Raw genomic sequence first — 21,820 nt, 5'->3', positions numbered from 1 at the left:
GGCGTTTTTTATGTATCTATGCAATTAAAAATGAATAGCGCGCTCAATTAAGCGTTTGACTCCATATCGAAATGGGCTTCGCTAAAATATAGAAAAGTTTCTTGTTCGATGTCTTCTAATTTTTCTTTGTTCAACCCAATTTCAAGTTCTCCTGAGAAAATAGGTTCCCACCAGTTTGGTTGATTGTTCATTCTGCATTCCTCCTCAAATTTTCGATCTTAATTGTTTGACTATTCTATACCCCAAAAGGTTACACTATTAAACAGAGAAACGTAATTTGAGCCGTCAGGCCACAATGGGAAGAGGGATTTCATGCTATCAATCGGCATCATCGGAGCAGGAATTGTAGGGGAACGGATCATCAAACAGATCCAACAGGAAAACGGGGTAGAAGTTCTGGCGGTTTACGATGAACAGCAAGAACGCTTGAAAACACTCCACGAAACTTATGGGGTTCCAATCGCTGCAACATTAGAGGAAGTATTGCATTCACAAATCGATTGGCTGTACATCGGCACGCCGCCGTCTTCTCATGCGTCTATTGCTCGGCTCGCGGCAAGTGCAGGCATCCATGTCTTAAGCGAAAAGCCGCTTGCCCACAATGCCGAAGACGGGGAAGCGATGGTGAAAGCGGCGATGGATTCACGCGTTCAGACTGCGATGCATTTTCCGCTCATGTACAGTCCGGCTGTCCGTGAAATGGCCAGGCGAATCCGCAGTGGCAGCATCGGAAAAATTGTGCGTGTGGAATTGCAGACATTTTTCCCGGATTGGCCACGTGCCTGGCAGCAAAATCCTTGGATAGCTTCAAGAAGCCAAGGCGGTTTTGTCCGTGAGGTGTTTCCGCATTATCTGCAGTTGATCCATCGCTTGTTCGGTGAGCTCAAAATCCAGTCGCACCAGATCACGTATCCGGAGCAGAAAGACTTATGTGAAACAGGCGTGATCGCCCAGGCGATTGCTTTGCAGCAAGAAATTCCGGTTTTGCTTACAGGCTTAAGCGGCATCGGCCAAAAAGAATTGTTGGAGTTTAAAGTATACGGGGAAGAAGGCGTGTTGACGCTGGAAAATTGGTCGACCTTGTATGTCTCTGAAAAATACGAAGAACGTAAGCAGCTTACAGACCTGAAGCCGGTACCTTCTTTGTTTGAAGAAATGAAGAAGCATTCTGCTTTGCTTGTTCCTTTTGAAGAAGGGCTGGTCATTCAGCGCTATATCGATTTTTTACTGACTGAAAACCTAAAATAACATGAGGAGGGGAAAAATGAATTTTACAGCAGTTGACGTTGAACGGATGATTGAGGAACAACACGATTATTTTTACACCGGTGCGACAAAATCGGCGGATTTCCGGATCGATCAGTTGAATCGGCTAAAAGAAGCCATTGTCGCACATCAGGATGGAGTGATGGAGGCTCTGAAGAAGGACTTGGGCAAAGGTGAATTTGAAGCTTATACAACTGAAGTTGGCTTTGTGCTCGACAGCATCAGCAATATGGCAAAGAACATCAAAGAATGGATGGAACCGGAAAAAGTGAAGACACCTCTTCATTTTCAGCCGGCTAAGAGCTTTATTGTAAGGGATCCGTATGGCTCTGTTTTAATCATCGGGCCATTCAATTACCCTTTTCAATTGATCATGGAGCCGCTTATTGGGGCGATAATCGGAGGCAATTGTGCTGTCGTTAAACCATCGGAATCGACCCCGAATGTTGCAGCTGTTATCCGAAACATTATTGAAGAAGCGTTCCCTCCTTATTATATTCGGGTGGTTGAAGGCGAAAGAGAAGAAGTGACGGCCTTGATTCATGCGTCTTTCGACTACATTTTCTTCACTGGAAGTGTTAACGTCGGAAAAGTTATCATGAAGGCGGCTGCTGAAAAATTGACGCCGATTACACTGGAGCTTGGAGGCAAAAGCCCGGCCATTGTCGATCAAACGGCTAATCTGGACTTAGCGGCTAAACGGATTGCTTGGGGCAAATTGTTGAATACCGGCCAGACTTGTGTGGCACCAGACTATGTTTGCGTTCATGAATCGGTGAAAGAAGAATTCATGAAAAAACTTCAGAAAACAATTGTGAGCTTTTACGGGCAAGATGCCCAAAAAAGCCCCGATTATGGTCGGATTGTCAATGACCGCCATTTTGACCGGCTGGTTGACGTACTTCGAAAAGAATCTGACCATATTATTTACGGTGGAAAACTGGACCGGGAAGAAAGGTATATCGAGCCGACCATCTTGGATGAAGTTGAATGGAATAGCCCTTCGATGGAAGACGAATTGTTTGGTCCTATTTTGCCTGTTATGGCGTATTCGGATCTCCCGTTGTTATTAGGCCAAATACGAAAATTGCCAAAGCCGCTCTCAGCTTACCTGTTTTCTGAAAATGAACGCGCTATCCAATTTTTCTTAGACAAATTGCCGTTTGGCGGCGGCTGTATCAACGATACGGTTTCACACGTGGGGAGCTCCTACTTGCCGTTTGGCGGCGTCGGTTCTTCCGGTGTCAATTCGTATCACGGAAAAGCGAGTTTTGAAACATTCACACATGGCAAATCCATTTTGAAAAAGTCGACGAAGTTCTCGACAGATATCTTATACCCACCTTATAAGAAAAGAGTAAAACTTGTAAAAACAGTAATGAAATAAGCGGCCCTCGGGTCGCTTTTTTCTTTTTAATCCTGCTATGATAATTGCAAGAGGTGATTGGAATGGCAGAGCGCATACTTATCGTGGAAGATGAAAAAAGTATTGCCCGCGTTTTGGAGCTTGAACTTACATACGAAGGATACAAAACGGGAGTGGCTTATTCGGGAGCGGAAGGGCTGATCCAGTTCCGGGAAAATGATTGGGATTTGGTGCTGCTTGATTTGATGCTGCCGGAAATTCACGGGCTGGATGTATTGAAACGCATCCGTTCGTCAAATTCCGGCATTCCGGTTATTTTGCTGACGGCAAAAAGCGACGTCAAAGATAAAGTGGCCGGACTGGATTTAGGCGCGAATGATTATGTCACAAAGCCATTTGAGATAGAGGAGCTATTAGCTCGGATCCGTGCTTGTCTGCGCCTGACCAATGGCACCGGCAATCCTGATAGACACCGTTTCGAAGAGCTGGAACTGAACGAAAGTACACGGGCTGTATCAAGAAACGGGCGCACTATCGAGCTGACTCCCAGAGAATTCGATCTGCTGCTGTACCTGATGCAGCATCCACAGCAAGTGCTAAGCCGGGAACAAGTACTGAACGCAGTCTGGGGCTATGATTATTACGGCGACACTAATGTGATTGATGTGTATATTCGCTATTTACGGAAAAAAATCGATGCAGGAGAAATTTCCACCTATATTCAAACTGTCCGTGGAATCGGCTATGTGCTGAAGGAGCATCCAAATGAAATTGAAAAATAAAATTCATTTAGGGTCAACACTCTTAATGCTGATCATTTTACTTGTTTTGATGACAGTTATTTATTTCACATTCAGCCGGCTGGCCCTTTCAACGGAAGTCAACCAGCTGGAGACGGAAGCTGAAACCATCGTCACTGCCTTTAACACCGATCCTATGGAAGATCCAAGTCTGGTCTTGCGCGCCTATGTGCCGCCAAATGGCTTGATTAAAGTGGTCAACGGCAATGTAGAGTTGATTCGCGAAATACGTGATCCGCAAGCGACGAGCCAGTTCCCTGCCGAAGTGGAAGAGAATTCCGGGACCCTTCGAGTGGATGGCAAATTGTTTGCGTATGTCAAAGTGCCTGTCATATGGACTGACGGCGAAATAGCGGTGCTTATTGTTGCACAAGAATTGCGGGACATCAGCAATAATCTGCAAACGCTTAGGCTCGTATTGGTTACAGTTACTTTACTGGCGATGATACCGATTGCTTTGTCTAATGCCGTATTGGGCAGAATTGTAACAAAACCGATTGCTGATTTAACCAAGACGATGACTCGCATCCAAAACAATGGACAATTCGAGAAATTGCCAATAGAAAAAGAAACGGATGATGAAGTAGGGCAAATGGGCAGGACATTCAATGAAATGATAGAGTTGCTGGAAGAAAACTACCGAAAGCAGGAAGACTTCGTCTCTAATGCTTCCCATGAACTTAGAACGCCGTTAACCGTCATCGGAAGCTATGCGAAGTTATTGCAGCGCCAGGGGTTTCACGATGAAAAAATTGCAAAAGAAAGCACAACTGCCATCCGTGCGGAAACTGACCGCATGAAGACTTTGATCGAGCAATTGCTTCACATCGCGCGGCGCAGTGAAGCTCAACTGGAAATAACAGAAGCTGATTTGATTGAACTGTTAAGACAAACCACTATGGCAATGAAAACTTCTTATCATCGGGAATTTGAGTTGATAGCAACCGAACCTCACATCCCGATTCAAACCGATGTGGCGAAGTTCAAACAGCTTTTGTATATCTTGCTTGATAATGCGGTCAAATACAGCTCAGACAAAATAGAAGTGGCAGTTGAAAACAAAGAAGTGTTAGTTATCCAAATCCGCGATCGTGGCATCGGCATTCCGAAAAAGTCGCTTCCTTATGTTTTTGACCGTTTTTATCGGGTCGACAAAGCGCGTAGTCGTGAAACTGGCGGTTTTGGATTGGGTTTGTCATTGGCAAAGCAATTAGCTGACCGCCTTGGAGCCGAACTGACAATTGAAAGCGTAGAGCAGCTGGGCACGACAGTTTCGATTATCTTCTCATCGGATTTTAATGTCGAGGCGGTAAAATCGAATGAGGAGGGATGATCATGCGGAAAAAGACTCTTATGGTTTTGGCAACTGTTCTTCTCGGTGCAGTCGTTTTAGTCTTATCGCTCAGCAGGCAAACAGACAGTGAAGAACTTACGGCTGATGAAGCCGGTACAAAAGTTGCCGAAATGTATAAAGGACAGGTAGAGGGAATTCGACAGGTTGGAGAATTTTTTGAAGTGCAATTTGTGCGTAATGACAGTCAGTACACGGCAGAAGTCAACAGACAGACGGGGCAAGTAACATCTATGGTACTAAACCAGAAAGCAGAGGCGCCCTCAAGATTGACTGAGAAAGAAGCTTCTGCTATTGCTTTAAAACAAGCTGAAGGAGAAATTGGAGAAATAACTTATCTCAAGGAAAGCAACGAATTTAAAGTAGAGGTCAAAGGAAAAGAGAAAATATCGAGTGTTTTTGTGGCAGCAGATACCGGAGAGGTTCGGAAAATAACAAATGAGGCTGTGATACCAGAAGCTCCTTCTAACCCGCGGATTTCTCAAGAAGAAGCAATCATCATTGCGAAAAGAACATTGGACGGGGAAATAGCGGAAGTGGAATTTGTAAACTCTGAGGACGGAGGCTATTACTTGATCGATATAGAAAATGACGATACCGATCAAGAAGTGCTCGTTCAAGTCCATGCGATACGCGGCGAAACGATGACAGTAGAGTGGGAAAATTAATCAATTCAGTCAGAAAGCAAAAATTGAACTTTAAAGAACTTTCATGTTTTTCTCATCAATTTCTCATAAAGCCTTAACGTTCTTCTCAGAAACGGAGGATATAGTAAAGGTATACCAAATGAGGAGGAGAACAAATTATGAAAAAAATTATTTATGTTGGAACGGCTGTCGGGGTTCTTAGTTTCGGGGGAATCGTTTTTGCCAATACTGATTTAGCGGACCAAGAAACGAATAGGATAACGAAGCAACCGTCTGTTACTGTAAACCAAAATGCATTCGATACCGAGAAGGAATTGCTGTCTTTCAAAGAAGCATCTGAAAAAGCATTGGACATCGCAAATGGCACCATTACGGATATCGAACTTGATGATGACAACAACAGGCCGCATTACGAAATTGACATTTATCATGAAGGCTATGAGTACGAATTAAAATTGGATGCAGTCAGCGGAAAAGTTTTACAGCAGAAGCGTGAAAAAGACGACAAGGATGACGTTGTCAGAAAATCTTCAGTTGCTGGTGGCTTGATCAGTTCTGCCGAAGCTGTAGAAGCCGCCCGCACGGTAGCGAAAGGAAGAGTCATAGAAGTCAGTTTGGATGACGACGATGATGAAGTGGCCATCTATGAAATCGAACTAAAAGATGGAAACACAGAACACGAAGTGAGCGTCAATGCATTGGATGGTACAGTTCTAGAGCATGAGCGGGATGACGACGATGATGACGATGATGACGATGATGGTTATGAAGACGATAATGACGATGATTGAAGATAAGGCAATAAAAAAGGAGCCCAACGGCTCCTTTTTTATATAGTCGGCAACATGATTTTCGCTTCTGTGCCGAGCCCTTCTTCGCTGGTGATGCTCAATTGGCCGCCGTGCCCTTGCACGATTTTTTGAGATATGATCAGTCCAAGGCCGGTACCGGTCGATTTGGTTGTATAGAACGGTTCAAAAATTTTTGCCAATGTTTCCGGCGGAATGCCGCTTCCATTGTCATATAGCCTTACCGAGACAAAGCCTTCACCCGACTTTTCAACGGTTAAACAGATTTTCCCTTGGCCGTTCAAAGCTTCAATGGCATTCTTGAAGACATTGATGAAAACTTGTTTCAATTGATGCTCCTCGCCTTCGATAAAATAGTCCTCGTCATGCCATTGCTGGGTGAAAACAATGCCGCGCATATTGAATTCAGGACCGAATAAAGCAGTTAGGTCTGTTAATGTGCTTCGAAGGCTAACTTTTTTCGGTACTGAAGCCTGCGGTTTTGCCAATACTAGAAACTCACCAATAATCAGGTTGATTCGTTCGATTTCAGATTGAATCAATTTTGTATATTGCTGGTAAGGATAAGCGGGTGCAGAATCCATCATCTGTACAAATCCGGAAATGACTGTTAACGGATTGCGAATTTCATGTGCAACTCCTGCGGCAATTTCTCCAGCAAGTTTCAATTTTTCCGATTGGACGATCAGCTTTTCTGATTCTTTTTGGAAAGTGATATCCCTGGAAATGACGGAAGTGGCGATAACTGTACCCGTATGGTCAAAAATCGGCGACAAGGTAATTTGCGCGGAAAAACGCGTGCCGTTTTTTTTCATATCGACTGTTTCTACTAAAGAAAAGCTTTCACCGTTCCGGACCTTTTGTGCACGGTCGAGCGCTTCAGTTAAATTTTCAGGAGGAATGATTGGAATGGATTTGCCCATACAATCTTCAGGAGACCAGCCATACAGGTTTTCGAACGCCGGATTTATCGCAATGATGCGATTTTGCATGTCAAAAACGGCGATGGCATCTTTGGCTGTCTCGAAAAATAATTGCAAATAGCCTTCCTTCGATAATAACGCCTGCTCCATCGTTTGATTTTGCATTTCCATCTGTGCCCAAATGCGGCTAAAGTAAAGCGAGTGAAGTATAGTAAGCATCAAAACAATGGAAAGGAAAACGATCAAAGCCAGATGGACATAGTGTAGATTTGCGTTCCTCTCAAAAATGCCGAAAACAAAAACCAACAAGATGATTTCAACGAATGTCAGCAGTCCCAACGCTATAACCGGCCGGGTGTTGTTATAAAGAGCCGAAACGATAATAGGCAGGATAAAATAGATGATAGTTACTGCTGACAGCGATTCGATATTGAGCAGAAACACATATGTATTCATAAGCAGGAGAATAAGGGATTTGACATAGAAGTCATTCTTTTGCCAATGATGGAGCCCCAGCAGCAGGGCATAGGTGGCGAGGCCAAACGAGGCAGCAAGCAAAGCTTTGTTAAATGGCATGGCGATAATTAACGCCACGTGCAGTAAGCTTGCAAATCCATAAAGATGGATGAACAATATGTTGCGTGCACGATTTACAGTTGAACGTTCCATGAAGCACCTCAGCTAAAGTAGATTTGTATCAATATTACTATAGATTTGGCTGTCAGAATACGTTTGATTTTGATATGATTATAAGATCAGGGAGGCGTTCGGAGATGGCTTATGATTGGAAGCAGCGCGAGACGGTGGAACTTTTAAAAGAATTGGTGGATATTCCAAGCCCGTCGGGATATACGCACTCTATAATGGCAGTCATTCGGGATTTGCTGACAGAATGGGAAGTTGAACATACGACGACCAGAAAAGGCGGCATCATTGCAACGATTAATGGACAGGACCAAGGACGCCACCGTTTATTGACGGCTCACGTTGATACGCTTGGGGCGATGGTAAAGGAAATCAAACCGAGTGGACGATTAAAGTTATCATTAGTCGGCGGTTTTAAATTCAACGCTATCGAAGGCGAGAATTGCCTGATCCATCTGGCAGATGGCGCTAAAGTTTCGGGAACTGTTTTGCTGCACCAGACAACTGTACACGTTTATAAAGATGCGGGAACAGCAGAACGCAACGAAACTAATATGGAGGTCCGTCTGGATGAAAAAGCGTCCTCTGAAGCGGAAGTTCGTGCACTCGGCATAGAAGTAGGAGATTTTGTTTCTTTTTCACCGCGCTTTACGGCGACTGATTCAGGTTACATTAAATCGCGCCACTTGGATGATAAAGCGAGTGCAGCATTGCTCCTTCAATTGGTGAAAGAACTAAGTTCCTCACGCGAAGAACTGCCCCATACCACTCATTTTTACATATCAAACAATGAAGAAATCGGTTTTGGCGGAAATTCCAATATTCCGGAACAAACGGAGGAATATATCGCAGTAGACATGGGGGCGATAGGAGACGGCCAAGCTTCGGACGAATACACGGTTTCCATCTGCGCCAAAGATTCCAGCGGCCCCTACCATTATGGGTTGACGCGGCACTTGATCGATTTGGCAAAAGCGAATGATATTGCCTATAAAGTGGACATTTACCCATACTATTCATCTGACGCTTCAGCAGCTATCCAAGCCGGTTATGATGTTAAACACGCTTTATTCGGTCCTGGAATTGAAGCATCGCATTCTTACGAACGAACACATACGGATTCATTAAAAGCGGCGGCAGCATTGCTCCATGCTTATGTATTGTCGCCGTTGGTTTCCTAATTAGGAGGATTTACATGAACATCACGCACTTACTCGAAAATATCCCTTATAAAAAAATAGATGGCACTTTGCCGCAAAGCATTTCACATATCACAATGGATTCCAGAGATGTTAAAAAAGATTCCTTTTTTGTTTGCATCAAAGGCTATACGGTTGATGGACATGATTTTGCTGAACAAGCCGCAAAGGACGGCGCTACAGCCATTTTGTCAGAGAGGCCCCTGTCTGTGGAGAACGCAGCTGTAGTGGTTGTTGAAGATACGGCACGCGCCCTTGGAATTCTGGCTGCTAAGTTTTACGGCCATCCTTCAAAAGATCTGCACATGATCGGCGTTACTGGAACTAACGGCAAAACGAGCGTTGCTGGTATGCTTCATGCCATGCTGATGGAATTGGGCGAAAAATCAGCGCTGACCGGAACGATCGGTTTCAATTTGAACGGTGATTTATATCCCTCAGCTAATACGACAAGTGATGCGCTGACCACCCAGCAAATGATCTTGCGGGCGAAAGAAGAAGGCTGCTCGCATATGTCAATGGAAGTATCATCGCATGGCTTGGTTCTTGGCCGCTTGGCAGGTGTCGAATTCAATACAGCGGTTTTTACCAATCTGACACATGACCATTTGGATTTCCATGGCACGATGGAAGAATACGGACATGCAAAAGGCTTATTGTTTTCGCAACTAGGGCAAAACCTGGCTGAGAAAAAACAAGCCGTGTTGAATGCGGATGACCCTTGGTCCCAACAGTTTGCTAAAATGACGCCTCATCCGGTCTACACGTATGGCATACAGAATAATGCCCAGTTCAAGGCAAGCCATATCAATATGGACCATAGAGGAACCACGTTTACGTTAACTTGCAGTGAAGGCGAATTTCCGGTAACAATGCGTTTATTGGGCCATTTCAATGTATCCAATGCGCTAGCGGCGATAACAGCACTTTACGCAGAAGGCTTTGCGTTAGAAGCTGTTTTAGCGGCTTTAGCTGTAATACCGCCAGTGGAAGGCCGCATGCAAAAAGTTGAAGTGGAAGCGCCGATTACGATTTTCATCGATTATGCGCACACGCCGGATGCTATTGAAAAAGCGTTGAATGCAGTTGAAGAATTCAAAAAGAATCGGGTCATTTTCCTAGTGGGTACAGGTGGAAATCGTGATAAAACAAAACGGCCAAGCATGGCGGAAAAAGCGTCAATTGCTGATTATGTCGTTTTGACGACTGATGACCCCCGTTATGAAGAATACGATAGTATTTTAGGTGATTTGCAAGTTGGCATGACTCATGGGAATTTCGCTTGCATTGGTGATCGTGCTGAAGCGGTGCGACACGCGGTGCAGCAAGCGGAGCAGGGAGATATTATTATCTTAGCCGGCAAGGGGCATGAGGATTACCAGATTATCGAATCGACTAAATATCCGCATAGCGATAAAGAGATCGCAATCGAAGAAGCAATGAAAAAATTCCAAGAAAAAGAGGCCTGAACGGCTTCTTTTTTTATGGTAAGCTAGATCCTTGTTTTTTTGCACAACGTTCTCTAATATGAAGAGAGCAGATTAAAGGAGCGTAAAAGATGTCAGACCTATTAAAAAATGAAATTCAGAATAGAAGAACCTTTGCTATTATATCCCACCCGGATGCCGGGAAAACGACGTTAACAGAAAAATTGCTGTTGTTTGGTGGAGCGATTCGCGATGCTGGTACAGTAAAAGGCAAAAAGACCGGGAAGTTCGCCACGTCCGACTGGATGGAAATTGAAAAACAGCGTGGAATTTCCGTTACATCTTCAGTAATGCAGTTTGACTATAGCGGCCACCGTGTCAATATTTTGGATACACCAGGACACCAAGATTTCAGTGAAGATACGTACCGCACATTAATGGCAGTAGACAGTGCTGTCATGATTATTGATGTTGCAAAAGGGATTGAAGCACAGACCGTCAAATTATTCAAAGTATGTAAAATGCGCGGCATTCCGATTTTTACATTTATCAACAAGATGGACCGTCAAGGAAAAGAACCGCTTGAATTGATGGAAGAACTTGAGGAAGTTCTTGGCATCGAGTCGTATGCGATGAATTGGCCGATTGGCATGGGGAAAGAATTTTTAGGAATCTACGACCGCTATAATAAGCGGGTAGAACCGTTCCGCTCAGAAGGCGATCGTTTTCTGGATATAGATGAAGACGGACAATTGATTGAAGACCATGAAATGAAAAAAACTTCTTATTATACGCAAGCGATGGAAGATATCGCGCTGCTTGACGAAGCAGGCAATGATTTCTCTATTGAGCGCGTAAAAAAAGGCGAGCTGACACCGGTATTTTTTGGCAGTGCGCTAGCAAACTTTGGGGTGGAAACCTTCCTGGAAACCTACCTGCAATTTGCACCTTCGCCTCAACCGCGGGAAACGAAAGAACAAGAAGAAATCAACCCGATAGACATGCCTTTTTCCGGATTCATCTTCAAGATCCAGGCGAACATGAACCCTGCACACCGCGACCGGATTGCTTTTGTGCGCATTGTGTCAGGAAAATTTGAGCGCGGCATGAACGTTACACTTTCCCGTACAGGAAAGTCGTTCAAACTGTCGCAGACAACTCAATTTTTGGCGGATGACCGCGAGACAGTAAGCGAAGCGGTCGCTGGAGATATTATCGGTTTGCATGATGTAGGAAACTACCAAATCGGGGATACAATTACGAGCGGCAAAAAATTTCATTTTGAAAACCTTCCGCAATTTACGCCAGAACTCTTTATGAAAGTGACAGCGAAAAACGTCATGAAGCAAAAGCATTTCCACAAAGGAATTTTGCAATTGGTGCAAGAAGGTGCGATTCAATACTATAAAACTTTGCATTTAGAGGAAGTTATTCTTGGGGCAGTTGGACAGCTTCAATTTGAAGTGTTTGAACACCGGATGAAAAATGAATACAACGTTGAAGTGCGCATGGAACCAATCGGTTCAAAAATTGCGCGCTGGATCGAGAACGAAGAAGATGTCAAAGAATCAATGTCGAGCGGCCGTTCGATGCTTGTTAAAGATCGCTTTGATAATCTCGTATTCCTGTTTGAGAACGAATTTGCCACTCGCTGGTTCCAGGACAAAAACCCTGAAATTCGTCTTTATAGTTTGCTGTAACCTAAAAGCCCGCTGATGCGGGTTTTTTATTTGTCTAAATTAAGAAATCTGTAACCTATTTCTTTGCAAGTTCTGGAACTCTGCAAGATTAAAATTTGCGGTTCTATTTGTTTTTTCTTATGATTAAAGAACGAGATAAAGAGAGGTATGGGGCAAATGCATATTAGCGATTTTTCAATAAGAAGACCAGTCTTCACTATAGTCATTATGTTTTTAATCATTATTTTAGGCGCTGTTTCATTTTTTAAAATTCCAATAACGCTGATTCCGGAATTAAATCCGCCAATTGGTGTGGTAGTGACAAGTTACCCAGGGGCAAGCCCGACCGAAGTAAGTGAAAAAGTGACCAAGCCATTAGAAGCAAACCTTTCCACACTTCCAGGAATCGACAACTTACAGTCTTCTTCGGAAGAAGGATCAAATTTTATCTTATTAGAATTTGATTGGTCGACAAATATTGAAGATATACAAGCGGATATTATGCAACGGATAGATCAAACCATAATTCCTGACGATTCCAATAAGCCTCAGTTTTTTAAATTTGATCCTGCTCAGTTTCCTGTCATCCAACTGGCTGTACGTGCTCCAGAAGGAGGAGAAGATGTACGGGTCTTGACAGAAGAATTGGAAACCGAGCTTCTTCAGACAGAAGGAGTCGCAAGTGTAAATGTTTCAGGTTCTTTAATCGAAGAAATTCAGGTTTCTTTAAATCAAGAAGAACTTGAAAAGCGGGGATTGCAGCAATCGGATATCGTCCAGCTGATTCAATCGAATAATATTTCCATGCCGGGGGAAACCATTGAAACCGATGATGGCCGTCAATTGACCACGCGTGTTCTTAGCTCTTTGACAAGTGCTGATGATATTCGGGATCTGGTGGTAACGGTAAATCCTTTGGATGGAGAAAATGTTACGATCGGGGATGTAGCGGAAGTTTCCGTAGCGGAGCAGAAGACCGGCAGCGAAACACGGGCCAATGAGTCACCGGCCGTATTGCTCTCAGCTCTACAGGAATCGGGAGCGAACACAGCGGATGTGTCGCAGGCTTTTCAAGATAAGCTTGATGAATTGTTGCAGGAAGACCGTTTTGAAGGCGTGCAAGCGGATGTCTTGTTCGATCAAGGGGATTACGTGAAGCTTGCAGTCGGCAACATTGGCCAAACGCTGATTTATGGCGGTATTTTTGCCATGCTTGTGCTCTTTTTCTTTTTGCGTGGCATAAAGAGTCCCATTATTATCGGAGTGGCCATTCCTTATTCGGTCATCGTGACGTTCGTGCTTATGTATTTTGCTGATTTTGCTTTGAACATTATGACGTTGGGGGCTTTAGCTCTTGGAATCGGTATGTTGGTGGATAACGCAATTGTCGTGATAGAAAATATTGAACGGCATCTTTCAATGGGCAAGAATCCAAAACAGGCCGCTTCAGAAGGAACGAAAGAAGTGGCTGGTGCCATAACGTCTTCCACATTGACGACTGTTGCTGTTTTCGTGCCGGTTGTGTTTATTACCGGATTGATCGGAGAGATTTTCTTTGAGTTTGCTGTAACGATATCTTTTAGTTTGTTCGCGAGCCTTTCTGTCGCGCTTACGGTCATTCCGATGCTTGCTGCTCAATTATTGAAAAAACCGAAAGGCAACATAGAAGCAAGACAACGGCGTTCTAAAGGATTAAAGAACTTCCAGCGTTCCATCAAATGGGCACTAGCTCATCGCCTTATCGTTTTGATGACTGCCCTGGTGTTTTTAGCCCTCGGCGTCCTTGGCGCTTATCAAGTAGGAACAGAATTCCTGCCGGCGACAGATGAAGGGTTTGTCAGTGTTAGAGTTGAGTTGGAAAACGGTTCATCCCAAAATGCCACCGATGAAGTGGTGAATATTATAGAAGAAGAGTTGGAAAAAGAAAAAGATGTCTCGGTGTTTGTAAGTTTGATTGGAAATACGCAGCAAGGACAAGCGCAAGGCACTTCTCAGTCCAATATAGCTGAACTATACATTAAACTGATTCCGCTTGAAGAGCGCGAACGGTCGGTCTTTGAATTTGTGGACGATGTTCAGCCGCGTGTTTTGGAAAAAGTAGGAGAGCGGGCGGAAGTAAACTTCAATCTTCAAACTGCAGCTGGATCTTCGCCTAATACGCTATCTTTCACCGTGACGGATACAGACAAGGCTCGTCTCGATGAAGCAGTCGGCAAAATCAGTACTGCTCTTCGCGATCTTCCGGAAGTGACCGAATTGAGTAACGACCGGGAAGAAACTATTGAAGAGATTCAGATGGCCGTCAGGAAAGATGCAGCCACAAAAAATGGAATTCCTCCTGCTCAAATTTCCCAGACTGTCAACAATTTGACGAGAGGCGTTTTAACTACTCAAGTGTTGACAGAAAATGATGATGTACTAAATGTATTTGTAGAATTGGATCCGAATGACAGAGACAGCGTTGAAAAGTTGAGGAACTTAAAACTGCGGGCTCCTGCTGGACAGTTTGTTGAACTTCAAGAATTAGCGGACATTGAAGTTTTAGAAGGCCCGGTCGACATTAAGCGAACAAACCAAGCAGACAGTGTTGCGTTCACTTTGCAGCATAATTCAGGCGTCACACTTGGAGAAATGTCTAAAGAGGTGGATAAAGCAATCGAGGAACTTGACTTGGAAAACAATACTTCGATCAAGTTTGGCGGCGACCGGGAGTTGTTGGACAATGCGAGAAACGATATGATCATGGCTATCGCTTTGGCAGTAGTTCTAGTCTATATCGTCATGGCAGCACAATTTGAATCTTTCAAGTATCCGTTGGTTATCATGTTTACTGTGCCTCTGATGGTTATCGGAGTATCAATTGCCCTGTTTGTTACACAGACGCCAATCAGTATAACGGCAGTCATCGGTATACTCGTTCTCGTAGGGATCGTGGTCAATAACGGTATCGTTCTGGTGGATTATATCAATCAAAGAAAAGCCGCCGGCATGCAGTCTTACGAGGCGATTTTAACCTCGGTGCGCGACCGGTTGCGGCCTATCCTTATGACGGCATTGACGACGATACTCGGCCTCTTGCCTCTTGCCCTTGGCATCGGCCAAGGAACCGAAATCAATCAGCCGATGGGGATTGCTGTTATTGGAGGATTAATAAGCTCAACATTTTTGTCGCTATATGTTGTGCCGATTGTCTATAGTTTATTAGATCGGCAAACAAGAAAAATGAATAAAAAGCATGCTTAGTAAAAGTTCCGGAATTGAATATTCCGGAACTTTTTTAGATTAACTGTTAAAAATTTAGTATGATGAAAGAAAAGGGTGAAATGGATGAAATCAATCGTCTTTACAGGTTTTCCTGGATTTATTGCAAGCCAGTTGATTCGAAAATGCGTTTCAGAGGATGTAGAAATTGTAGCCATCATTCTTCCATCGGAGAGGTGGAAAGCAGAACAAGAAGCGGCGCGGATTCAAGTTGAAACAGGGAGCAGACCCATTCGCTTGATTGATGGGGATATTACAAAAAAGGGGCTCGGCTTAAAAGATGGTGATATGGCCATTCTAACAGAGAATAAGGTAATTTTTTGGCATTTGGCAGCTATTTACGATTTAGCAGTTCCAAAAGGGATCGCCTGGAAAGTTAATGTAGACGGCACAAGGAATGTGAATGAGTTTGTTAAAAAGCTTCCAACTCTCGAACGGTATATGTACTTTAGCACTGCATACGTCGCAGGAGCCCGCGAAGGCAAGTTGTTTGAAAACGAACTGATGCGGCCACAGAAGTTCAAAAATTTTTATGAAGAAACAAAGTTTGAGGCAGAATTGTTAGTCGAACAATTAAAACGAACGGTTCCAGTTACGATTGTCCGTCCAGGCATTGTCCGTGGCGATTCTAGGACAGGACAGACAATAAAATTCGATGGCCCTTATTTTTTCTTGAATATGATTGACCGGCTCCGGAAGCTCCCTGTAATCCCGTATATAGGACATTCTAAAGCCCTTATCAACGTGGTTCCGGTCGATTACATTATTGAAGCTTCGATTTACTTGAGCACTGTAGAGGAGGCGGCAGGAGAGACAGTCCATTTAACGGATCCCAATCCGCATCCGGTTGAGGAAGTTTATCGCTCCATGGTCTTTGAAATGACGGGGAAAATGCCGAAAAGCCATATTCCCCACAAACTTGCTGCAGCTTCGCTGGCCCTGTCTCCGATTCGGAAAGCGTTGAGGGTCGAAGCGGAGACATTGGATTATTTAACTTGGCAAGCTTCTTTTGATACCCGGAACGCTGAACGCCTTCTTTCCGGCAGCAACATCCAATGTGCGGATTTTCTTGAAACAATGCCTGAAATGGTATCGTTTTACCAACGCCATAAAAAAGAGAAAAAGCTTCATGTGGCCATTCAGTAGCAAGAAGTTTAGAAGTTGAAAAACGATGGTATACAAACATTACAATTCAATAACTTTGGCGTTTAGTCAAAGGGGAGTAGCTATAGGGAAACCTATTTCATAGTCGTCAAGACATGGCTTTTGGCCATCGGTTATGATAGCAAGATTGTTTGCTTAGCGAGACCTTTGCCTCTCAGGAGGCAGAGGTCTTTTTTGTTGGGGAATTTTAGAAGGAGGCAGGAGTATGGAAGCCATATTATTGGAATACGCTTGGGTTTTGTTGGTGCTAGTTGGGTTAGAAGGCCTTTTAGCAGCTGATAATGCGGTTGTTATGGCAGTTATGGTAAAGCATTTACCAAAAGACAGGCAGAAAAAAGCGTTATTCTATGGTTTGATGGGAGCTTTCGTTTTTCGCTTTTCAGCCTTATTCATGATTACACTGCTTGTTAATATTTGGCAAATCCAAGCATTAGGAGCAGCTTACTTATTATTCATCTCAGCTAAAAATGTCTGGGAGCAGCAAAAAGGCAAAAAAGACAATCTGCTTGATTCAGTCAAAGCGCCGAAAAAAGGTTCGAGTTTTTGGATGACAGTCTTAAAAGTAGAATTGGCGGATATTGCGTTCGCTATCGACTCTATGCTAGCGGCAGTCGCTTTAGCGGTAACTTTGCCGCATTTGGGCGGTTTTGATATCGGCGGAATTAACGGAGGACAATTTATAGTCATGTTAGCAGGCGGATTGATCGGGGTTATCATCATGCGTTTTGCGGCCCATAAGTTTGTTCAATTGCTAGAAAGGTACCCACAACTTGAAACAGCCGCTTTTGTCGTTGTTGGATGGGTTGGGGTTAAATTGTTAGTTATGACGTTGTCCCATGAAAATGTTGGGATTCTTCCCCATGAATTTCCCCACTCTACTATTTGGACCATTGTCTTTTGGACAGTATTGATTGGAATTATTGTGATCGGCGCGATCATAGGAGCAAGACAAAACAAAGAAGAGAACGTATAACCAAAAAAGTCTCTTTTGAGAGGCTTTTTTATTTGTTTAGTTCTTAAGGAAGACGGACAAAAACAAAACGAAGGATACGAATAGTTATATAGTAATGAACCGAAAAAAATATAAGCTCTTTTCAATTCCAATTTCTGCCGTTACAATCAGTATTAATGCCAGGTTGAAAAGAGGTGAACAGCATGCTGCTGTCGATATTATCCGGTGTTTTCGGCCATGGAGAAAAATCAGACGCTGAAGTGCTGGCAATACAAGCAAAAAATGGAAACAATGAAGCGATGCAGGATTTGCTTTATTCTTATGCCCCTTTTGTAAAAAAAACTGCCGCTCAAGTATGCAAACGATTTATCGATGAACACGATGATGAATACAGTATTGCACTGACGGCTTTCCATGAAGCTATAGAGAAATATGAAGAGGACAAGAATGCCTCTTTCCTGACATTTGCCCATATGGTCATACGGAGAAGGACAATTGACTTTATCCGCAAAGAATCTGGCCGCTACGAATACAGCTTTGATTTTCGAAGCAATAATGAAGATGAATCACGCAACCAAATTGTAGATGAAGTAACTCTAAAACGTTTCGGAATTCAAGAGCAAATTGAAAAAAGACGCGAAGAGATTCTGCTGTTTGAAAAAATGCTTGCGGACTACGGTTTGTCCTTCCAAAAATTAGTGCAGTCTTCCCCGATGCATGAAGATGCACGAAGAACAGCGGTTCAAATTTCTCAGTTGGTGGCAGAAACAGAAGAGTATAAAACATATTTACTTGATAAAAAGAAACTGCCGATTAAAGATATAGAACAACTGGTCAAAGTTTCCAGGAAAACAATTGAACGGAACCGAAAATACATAATTGCAATTGCCTTATTATTAATGAGCGATTTGCATTATTTAAAAGACTATTTGAAGGAGCGGTTGAACTGATGCAGATGCAAAAAGGGATTTGTATAGAATTAGGTGATAACCGCTCCGTTTTCATTTTGCCAGATGGACAGTTTGTGAAAGGCCGACCGGCAACAGAACTGGCTGTGGGAGAAGAAGGCTATTTTTATCCGCTTACAGCAAAAAAGAATATCTTTCGAACAGTAATTTGGGTTCCAGCTCTAGCTTCTTTAGCAATTTTTGCCTTGATGTTTTCAATCTTTGCACCTCCTGAAGAAGCATATGCTTATGTCCAAGTGCAAATCAATCCAGGAGTGGAAATTGGCATCGATGAAAATGGGAACACCATATCTTTGCGTGGACTGAATAAAGACGGCGAAGAATTGGCTTCTACGCTAGAGAAATGGGAGAATCAGCCGCTAGATCAGGTTTTGAATAAAATAATTGCGCTTACTGTGAAGACCTCTACAGAAGAAATCACAATTACTACGGTCGAGGAGGAAACTGCTGACATACCGTTGGAAGCGGCAGTAAAGTCAGTGTCGTCTATAGCCGTAACCAATCATGTGAAGATCCAATTAAAAAAGGCGACAAAAGGACAATGGAGAAGATCGGTAAAAGAAAACATTCCTGTCAGCCAGCTAGTGTCGGATGCCACATTGATCCAAAGCGGCAAACCACATAAAGAAAAAAGTAAGGATAAAAAGTTTGAAGCACCAGGTAAAGAGAAAGAAAAAGAAAAGAAGAAAGAAATAGAGGCAAAGAAAGAGAAAGAGATAAAGAAAGAGATAAAGAAAGAGAAAGAGATAAAGAAAGAGATAAAGAAAGAGAAAGAGATAAAGAAAGAGAAAGAGATAAAGAAAGAGATAAAGAAAGAGAAAGAGATAAAGAAAGAGATAAAGAAAGAGAAAGAGATAAAGAAAGAGAGCCAGGCTGATTTATTAAACAAAAACCAAAAAGGAAAAGAACAACGCGAAAAGCAACAAAGAGTTCCAGAAACCAAACAAAAAGAAAAACCAACACCTGGGACACATGAGAAAAAGAACAACAATCCCAATGCCGTGGATAAAAAACAATCTCCTTCAAACGCGAAAGAAAAAAAGAAGACATCACAACCAAGCGTCAAGGAACAGAACAAATCATCTGATCTAAAAGCAAAAGAACCGAAGAAAGAAAAACCGAAACAGGAAAAGAAAACTGGTGAGAAGAAAAAGGCATCTCCTCCTCAAAAAGCACATAAATCAAAAGACAAGCCTAACAAAGATTCAAAAACCAATGGAAAAAAAGAATAACGTATCAGGAGAAAATAACTGATGTAAGACAAAAGAAAGAGATTTTCACGAATCTCTTTCTTTTTAATGATTCTTTTCTTAAAATGAGGAGAGAACGAGAGCCGAAAGGAATAATGATCATTATGAATAAAACGTTTCAAAAAATCCGCAGTGCGACCCCTGCACAGGCTATCGTAGCGTATTACTTTATAGCTACCGCTATTTCTTTTCTCCTGTTGCGACTGCCGAATGTGCATCGGCCTGGAGTAGAAGTCTCTTTTATTGATACGCTTTTTACCGCCGTCAGTGCTGTCAGTGTGACAGGCTTGACCGTAGTAAATACCGCCGAAACTTATTCGGTATATGGAATTATTGTAATCATCTTCATTTTACAATTAGGCGGAATTGGCATCATGTCAATTGGTACGTTCTTTTGGCTTCTTATCGGGAAACGGATTGGACTTAGAGAGCGGCAGCTGATCATGGTGGATCACAATCAGCTGAACTTGTCCGGAGTAGTCAGCATGATCCGCAATATTATTAGCATACTGCTAGTCATTGAAGCAATTGGTGCAATTATTTTAACACTTTATTTCACTCAGTATTACGACAGTTTTGGAGAAGCGTTGCTCCAAGGTATTTTTACTTCTGTTTCTGCCACGACAAATGGCGGCTTTGATATTACAGGTGAATCGCTCGTGCCTTACTTTAACGATTATTTTGTTCAAATCGTAACGATGATTCTAATCATTCTAGGAGCCATCGGTTTTCCGGTGTTAATAGAAGCTAAAGAATTTCTTTCCAATAAAAATAAGAACTTTCGTTTTTCGTTATTTACAAAAATTACTACTAGTACATTTGGGATATTGCTGGTGATCGGATCGCTCGGTATATGGGCTTTAGAGGCAACCAAAACATTCAAAGGGATGAATTGGCATGAAATGCTTTTTGCCTCTATGTTCCATTCGGTTTCTGCACGTTCAGGCGGTATGGTGACACTGGATGTAACTCAGTTTAGTGATGCTACGAGCACGTTCTTGAGCGCTATGATGTTCATTGGGGCGTCGCCAAGTTCTGTAGGTGGAGGAATACGGACGACGACTTTTGCCATTGCCATTTTATTTTTGATCAACTTTGCACGTGGGAAAAATACCATTCAGATTTTCAAGCGAGAAATTCAGCTGATTGACGTTTTCCGTGCATTTGCAGTTATTATACTGGCGATTTTTATGGTGCTTGTAGCCACAATGGCATTATTGATAACAGAACCTCAAGCTTCTTTGGTAAAGATCCTGTTTGAAATCACTTCTGCTTTCGGTACATGTGGAATGTCTTTAGGATTGACAGGTGACTTATCAGTTACAGGCAAGTTGATTATTATGGTATTGATGTTCATCGGACGGGTTGGACTGATTTCTTTCCTTTTTACAATAGGCGGAAAAACAGATCCTACAAATTTCCATTATCCAAAAGAGCGTGTCATTATTGGATAGTATTGGGAACAGCGGAGTTAAACCGTGCCATTTTAGCTAAAAAGGTCTATAATTAGAGTATTAAAGGTTAACAAGTGGAAAAGAGTGGTTAATATGAATGAAGAAGTAAAACAATCTTTAAAGCTATTTATCGTTTTATCGCGTGCACATAAAGCAATTTCCGAACAGACCAACCATTTCTTTCAAGAAAGTGGAGTCAACCCTACTGAATTTGCTGTGTTGGAACTTTTATATCATAAAGGAAAACAGCCCCTTCAAAAAATCGGCGGAAAAATATTACTGGCTAGTGGTTCGATTACATACGTAATCGACAAACTGGAAAAACGGGGATTTATTGAACGTGTGAATTGCCCTACCGACCGTCGGGTGACCTACGCTGAGATATCCGACAAAGGGAAAGAGTTTATGGCAGAGATATTTCCAGAGCATGAAAAGAAATTGCACGAATTAACTAGTGCTTTGTCGGCCGAAGAAAAAGACCAGGCGATTGAATTGATGAAAAAGCTGGGGCTCTCGATTAAAGATTTATCTTATTGATAGCATAAAAAAGACGTATTGGAAAAATAGAGTGACCCAATAAAATGAGACAAGGAAAAAACACCGCCATCGTCGTATGTAGTCACAACGACAATTATGGAGGTGTTTTTCTGTATGGAGAT

The 21,820-nt window shown here is 42.8% G+C and carries 18 protein-coding genes; 16 read left to right on the top strand and 2 right to left on the bottom strand.

What is annotated here, in order from left to right; all coding sequences use genetic code 11:
- Positions 1 to 47: 47 nt before the first annotated feature.
- Positions 48 to 191 carry a hypothetical protein gene (locus B0H99_RS17885; protein WP_181313692.1) on the bottom strand — a complete coding sequence of 48 codons (144 nt, stop codon included), beginning with the start codon at positions 189 to 191 and terminating at the stop codon, positions 48 to 50.
- A gap of 121 nt (positions 192 to 312) precedes the next feature.
- On the opposite strand from B0H99_RS17885, the gene B0H99_RS16205 reads away from it, so the two are divergent.
- The 6 genes from B0H99_RS16205 to B0H99_RS16180 all read left to right on the top strand — a co-directional run bounded on the left by B0H99_RS16205 (position 313) and on the right by B0H99_RS16180 (position 6,221).
- Positions 313 to 1,248 (top strand): Gfo/Idh/MocA family protein, encoded by a 936-nt coding sequence (locus B0H99_RS16205; protein ID WP_106534729.1) that lies wholly within the window; start codon positions 313 to 315, stop codon positions 1,246 to 1,248.
- Between the two features lie 16 nt (positions 1,249 to 1,264).
- Entirely contained in the window at positions 1,265 to 2,653 is a 1,389-nt protein-coding gene (locus B0H99_RS16200) for an aldehyde dehydrogenase (RefSeq protein ID WP_106534728.1), read from the top strand.
- 62 nt (positions 2,654 to 2,715) lie between these two features.
- Positions 2,716 to 3,414 carry a response regulator transcription factor gene (locus tag B0H99_RS16195; protein ID WP_106534727.1) on the top strand — a complete coding sequence of 233 codons (699 nt, stop codon included), beginning with the start codon at positions 2,716 to 2,718 and terminating at the stop codon, positions 3,412 to 3,414.
- Positions 3,398 to 4,765 carry a sensor histidine kinase gene (locus B0H99_RS16190; protein WP_106534726.1) on the top strand — a complete coding sequence of 456 codons (1,368 nt, stop codon included), beginning with the start codon at positions 3,398 to 3,400 and terminating at the stop codon, positions 4,763 to 4,765. Before B0H99_RS16195 ends, B0H99_RS16190 begins: the two co-directional genes overlap by 17 nt.
- Before the next feature lie 2 nt (positions 4,766 to 4,767).
- Complete coding sequence (locus tag B0H99_RS16185) at positions 4,768 to 5,451, top strand: PepSY domain-containing protein (protein WP_181313691.1); 684 nt, start codon at positions 4,768 to 4,770, stop codon at positions 5,449 to 5,451.
- Positions 5,452 to 5,588: 137 nt separating this feature from the next.
- Positions 5,589 to 6,221, top strand: coding sequence for a PepSY domain-containing protein (locus B0H99_RS16180; RefSeq protein WP_106534724.1), 633 nt, complete (start codon positions 5,589 to 5,591; stop codon positions 6,219 to 6,221).
- A 38-nt stretch (positions 6,222 to 6,259) separates the two neighbouring features.
- Here B0H99_RS16180 and B0H99_RS16175 read toward each other — a convergent pair whose 3' ends face one another.
- On the bottom strand, positions 6,260 to 7,831 hold the full coding sequence (locus B0H99_RS16175) for a two-component system sensor histidine kinase NtrB (protein WP_106534723.1): 1,572 nt from the start codon (positions 7,829 to 7,831) through the stop codon (positions 6,260 to 6,262).
- A gap of 104 nt (positions 7,832 to 7,935) precedes the next feature.
- Here B0H99_RS16175 and B0H99_RS16170 point away from each other — a divergent pair, with 104 nt between their 5' ends.
- The 10 genes from B0H99_RS16170 to B0H99_RS16125 all read left to right on the top strand — a co-directional run bounded on the left by B0H99_RS16170 (position 7,936) and on the right by B0H99_RS16125 (position 21,698).
- On the top strand, positions 7,936 to 8,988 hold the full coding sequence (locus tag B0H99_RS16170; RefSeq protein ID WP_106534722.1) for a M42 family metallopeptidase: 1,053 nt from the start codon (positions 7,936 to 7,938) through the stop codon (positions 8,986 to 8,988).
- A 14-nt stretch (positions 8,989 to 9,002) separates the two neighbouring features.
- Entirely contained in the window at positions 9,003 to 10,475 is a 1,473-nt protein-coding gene (locus tag B0H99_RS16165; RefSeq protein ID WP_106534721.1) for a UDP-N-acetylmuramoyl-L-alanyl-D-glutamate--2,6-diaminopimelate ligase, read from the top strand.
- An 89-nt stretch (positions 10,476 to 10,564) separates the two neighbouring features.
- Positions 10,565 to 12,133 (top strand): peptide chain release factor 3, encoded by a 1,569-nt coding sequence (locus B0H99_RS16160; protein WP_106534720.1) that lies wholly within the window; start codon positions 10,565 to 10,567, stop codon positions 12,131 to 12,133.
- A 156-nt stretch (positions 12,134 to 12,289) separates the two neighbouring features.
- Positions 12,290 to 15,355 carry an efflux RND transporter permease subunit gene (locus tag B0H99_RS16155; protein WP_106534719.1) on the top strand — a complete coding sequence of 1,022 codons (3,066 nt, stop codon included), beginning with the start codon at positions 12,290 to 12,292 and terminating at the stop codon, positions 15,353 to 15,355.
- 84 nt (positions 15,356 to 15,439) lie between these two features.
- Positions 15,440 to 16,519: an SDR family oxidoreductase gene (locus B0H99_RS16150; protein ID WP_106534718.1), complete on the top strand. Its 1,080-nt coding sequence runs from the start codon at positions 15,440 to 15,442 to the stop codon at positions 16,517 to 16,519.
- 223 nt (positions 16,520 to 16,742) lie between these two features.
- Positions 16,743 to 17,510: a TerC family protein gene (locus B0H99_RS16145; protein ID WP_106534717.1), complete on the top strand. Its 768-nt coding sequence runs from the start codon at positions 16,743 to 16,745 to the stop codon at positions 17,508 to 17,510.
- Positions 17,511 to 17,692: 182 nt separating this feature from the next.
- A complete protein-coding gene (gene sigI / locus B0H99_RS16140; RefSeq protein WP_106534716.1) occupies positions 17,693 to 18,439 on the top strand; it encodes an RNA polymerase sigma-I factor in 747 nt (248 codons plus the stop codon).
- The gene (locus tag B0H99_RS17880) at positions 18,439 to 19,689 is read left to right on the top strand and encodes an anti-sigma-I factor RsgI family protein (RefSeq protein ID WP_106534715.1); all 1,251 of its coding nucleotides are present in this window, start codon (positions 18,439 to 18,441) and stop codon (positions 19,687 to 19,689) included. The genes sigI and B0H99_RS17880 overlap by 1 nt, the downstream gene beginning before the upstream one ends.
- Before the next feature lie 122 nt (positions 19,690 to 19,811).
- Complete coding sequence (locus tag B0H99_RS16130; RefSeq protein ID WP_106534753.1) at positions 19,812 to 21,161, top strand: TrkH family potassium uptake protein; 1,350 nt, start codon at positions 19,812 to 19,814, stop codon at positions 21,159 to 21,161.
- Positions 21,162 to 21,254: 93 nt separating this feature from the next.
- The gene (locus tag B0H99_RS16125; RefSeq protein WP_106534714.1) at positions 21,255 to 21,698 is read left to right on the top strand and encodes a MarR family winged helix-turn-helix transcriptional regulator; all 444 of its coding nucleotides are present in this window, start codon (positions 21,255 to 21,257) and stop codon (positions 21,696 to 21,698) included.
- The last annotated feature ends 122 nt before the right edge of the window (positions 21,699 to 21,820 follow it).

It is taken from the genome of Planomicrobium soli (assembly GCF_003014655.1).
Taxonomy (GTDB): domain Bacteria; phylum Bacillota; class Bacilli; order Bacillales_A; family Planococcaceae; genus Planococcus; species Planococcus soli_B.
The sequence above is the reverse complement of the archived record's forward strand: the minus strand, read 5'-3'. Positions and strand labels throughout refer to the sequence as shown.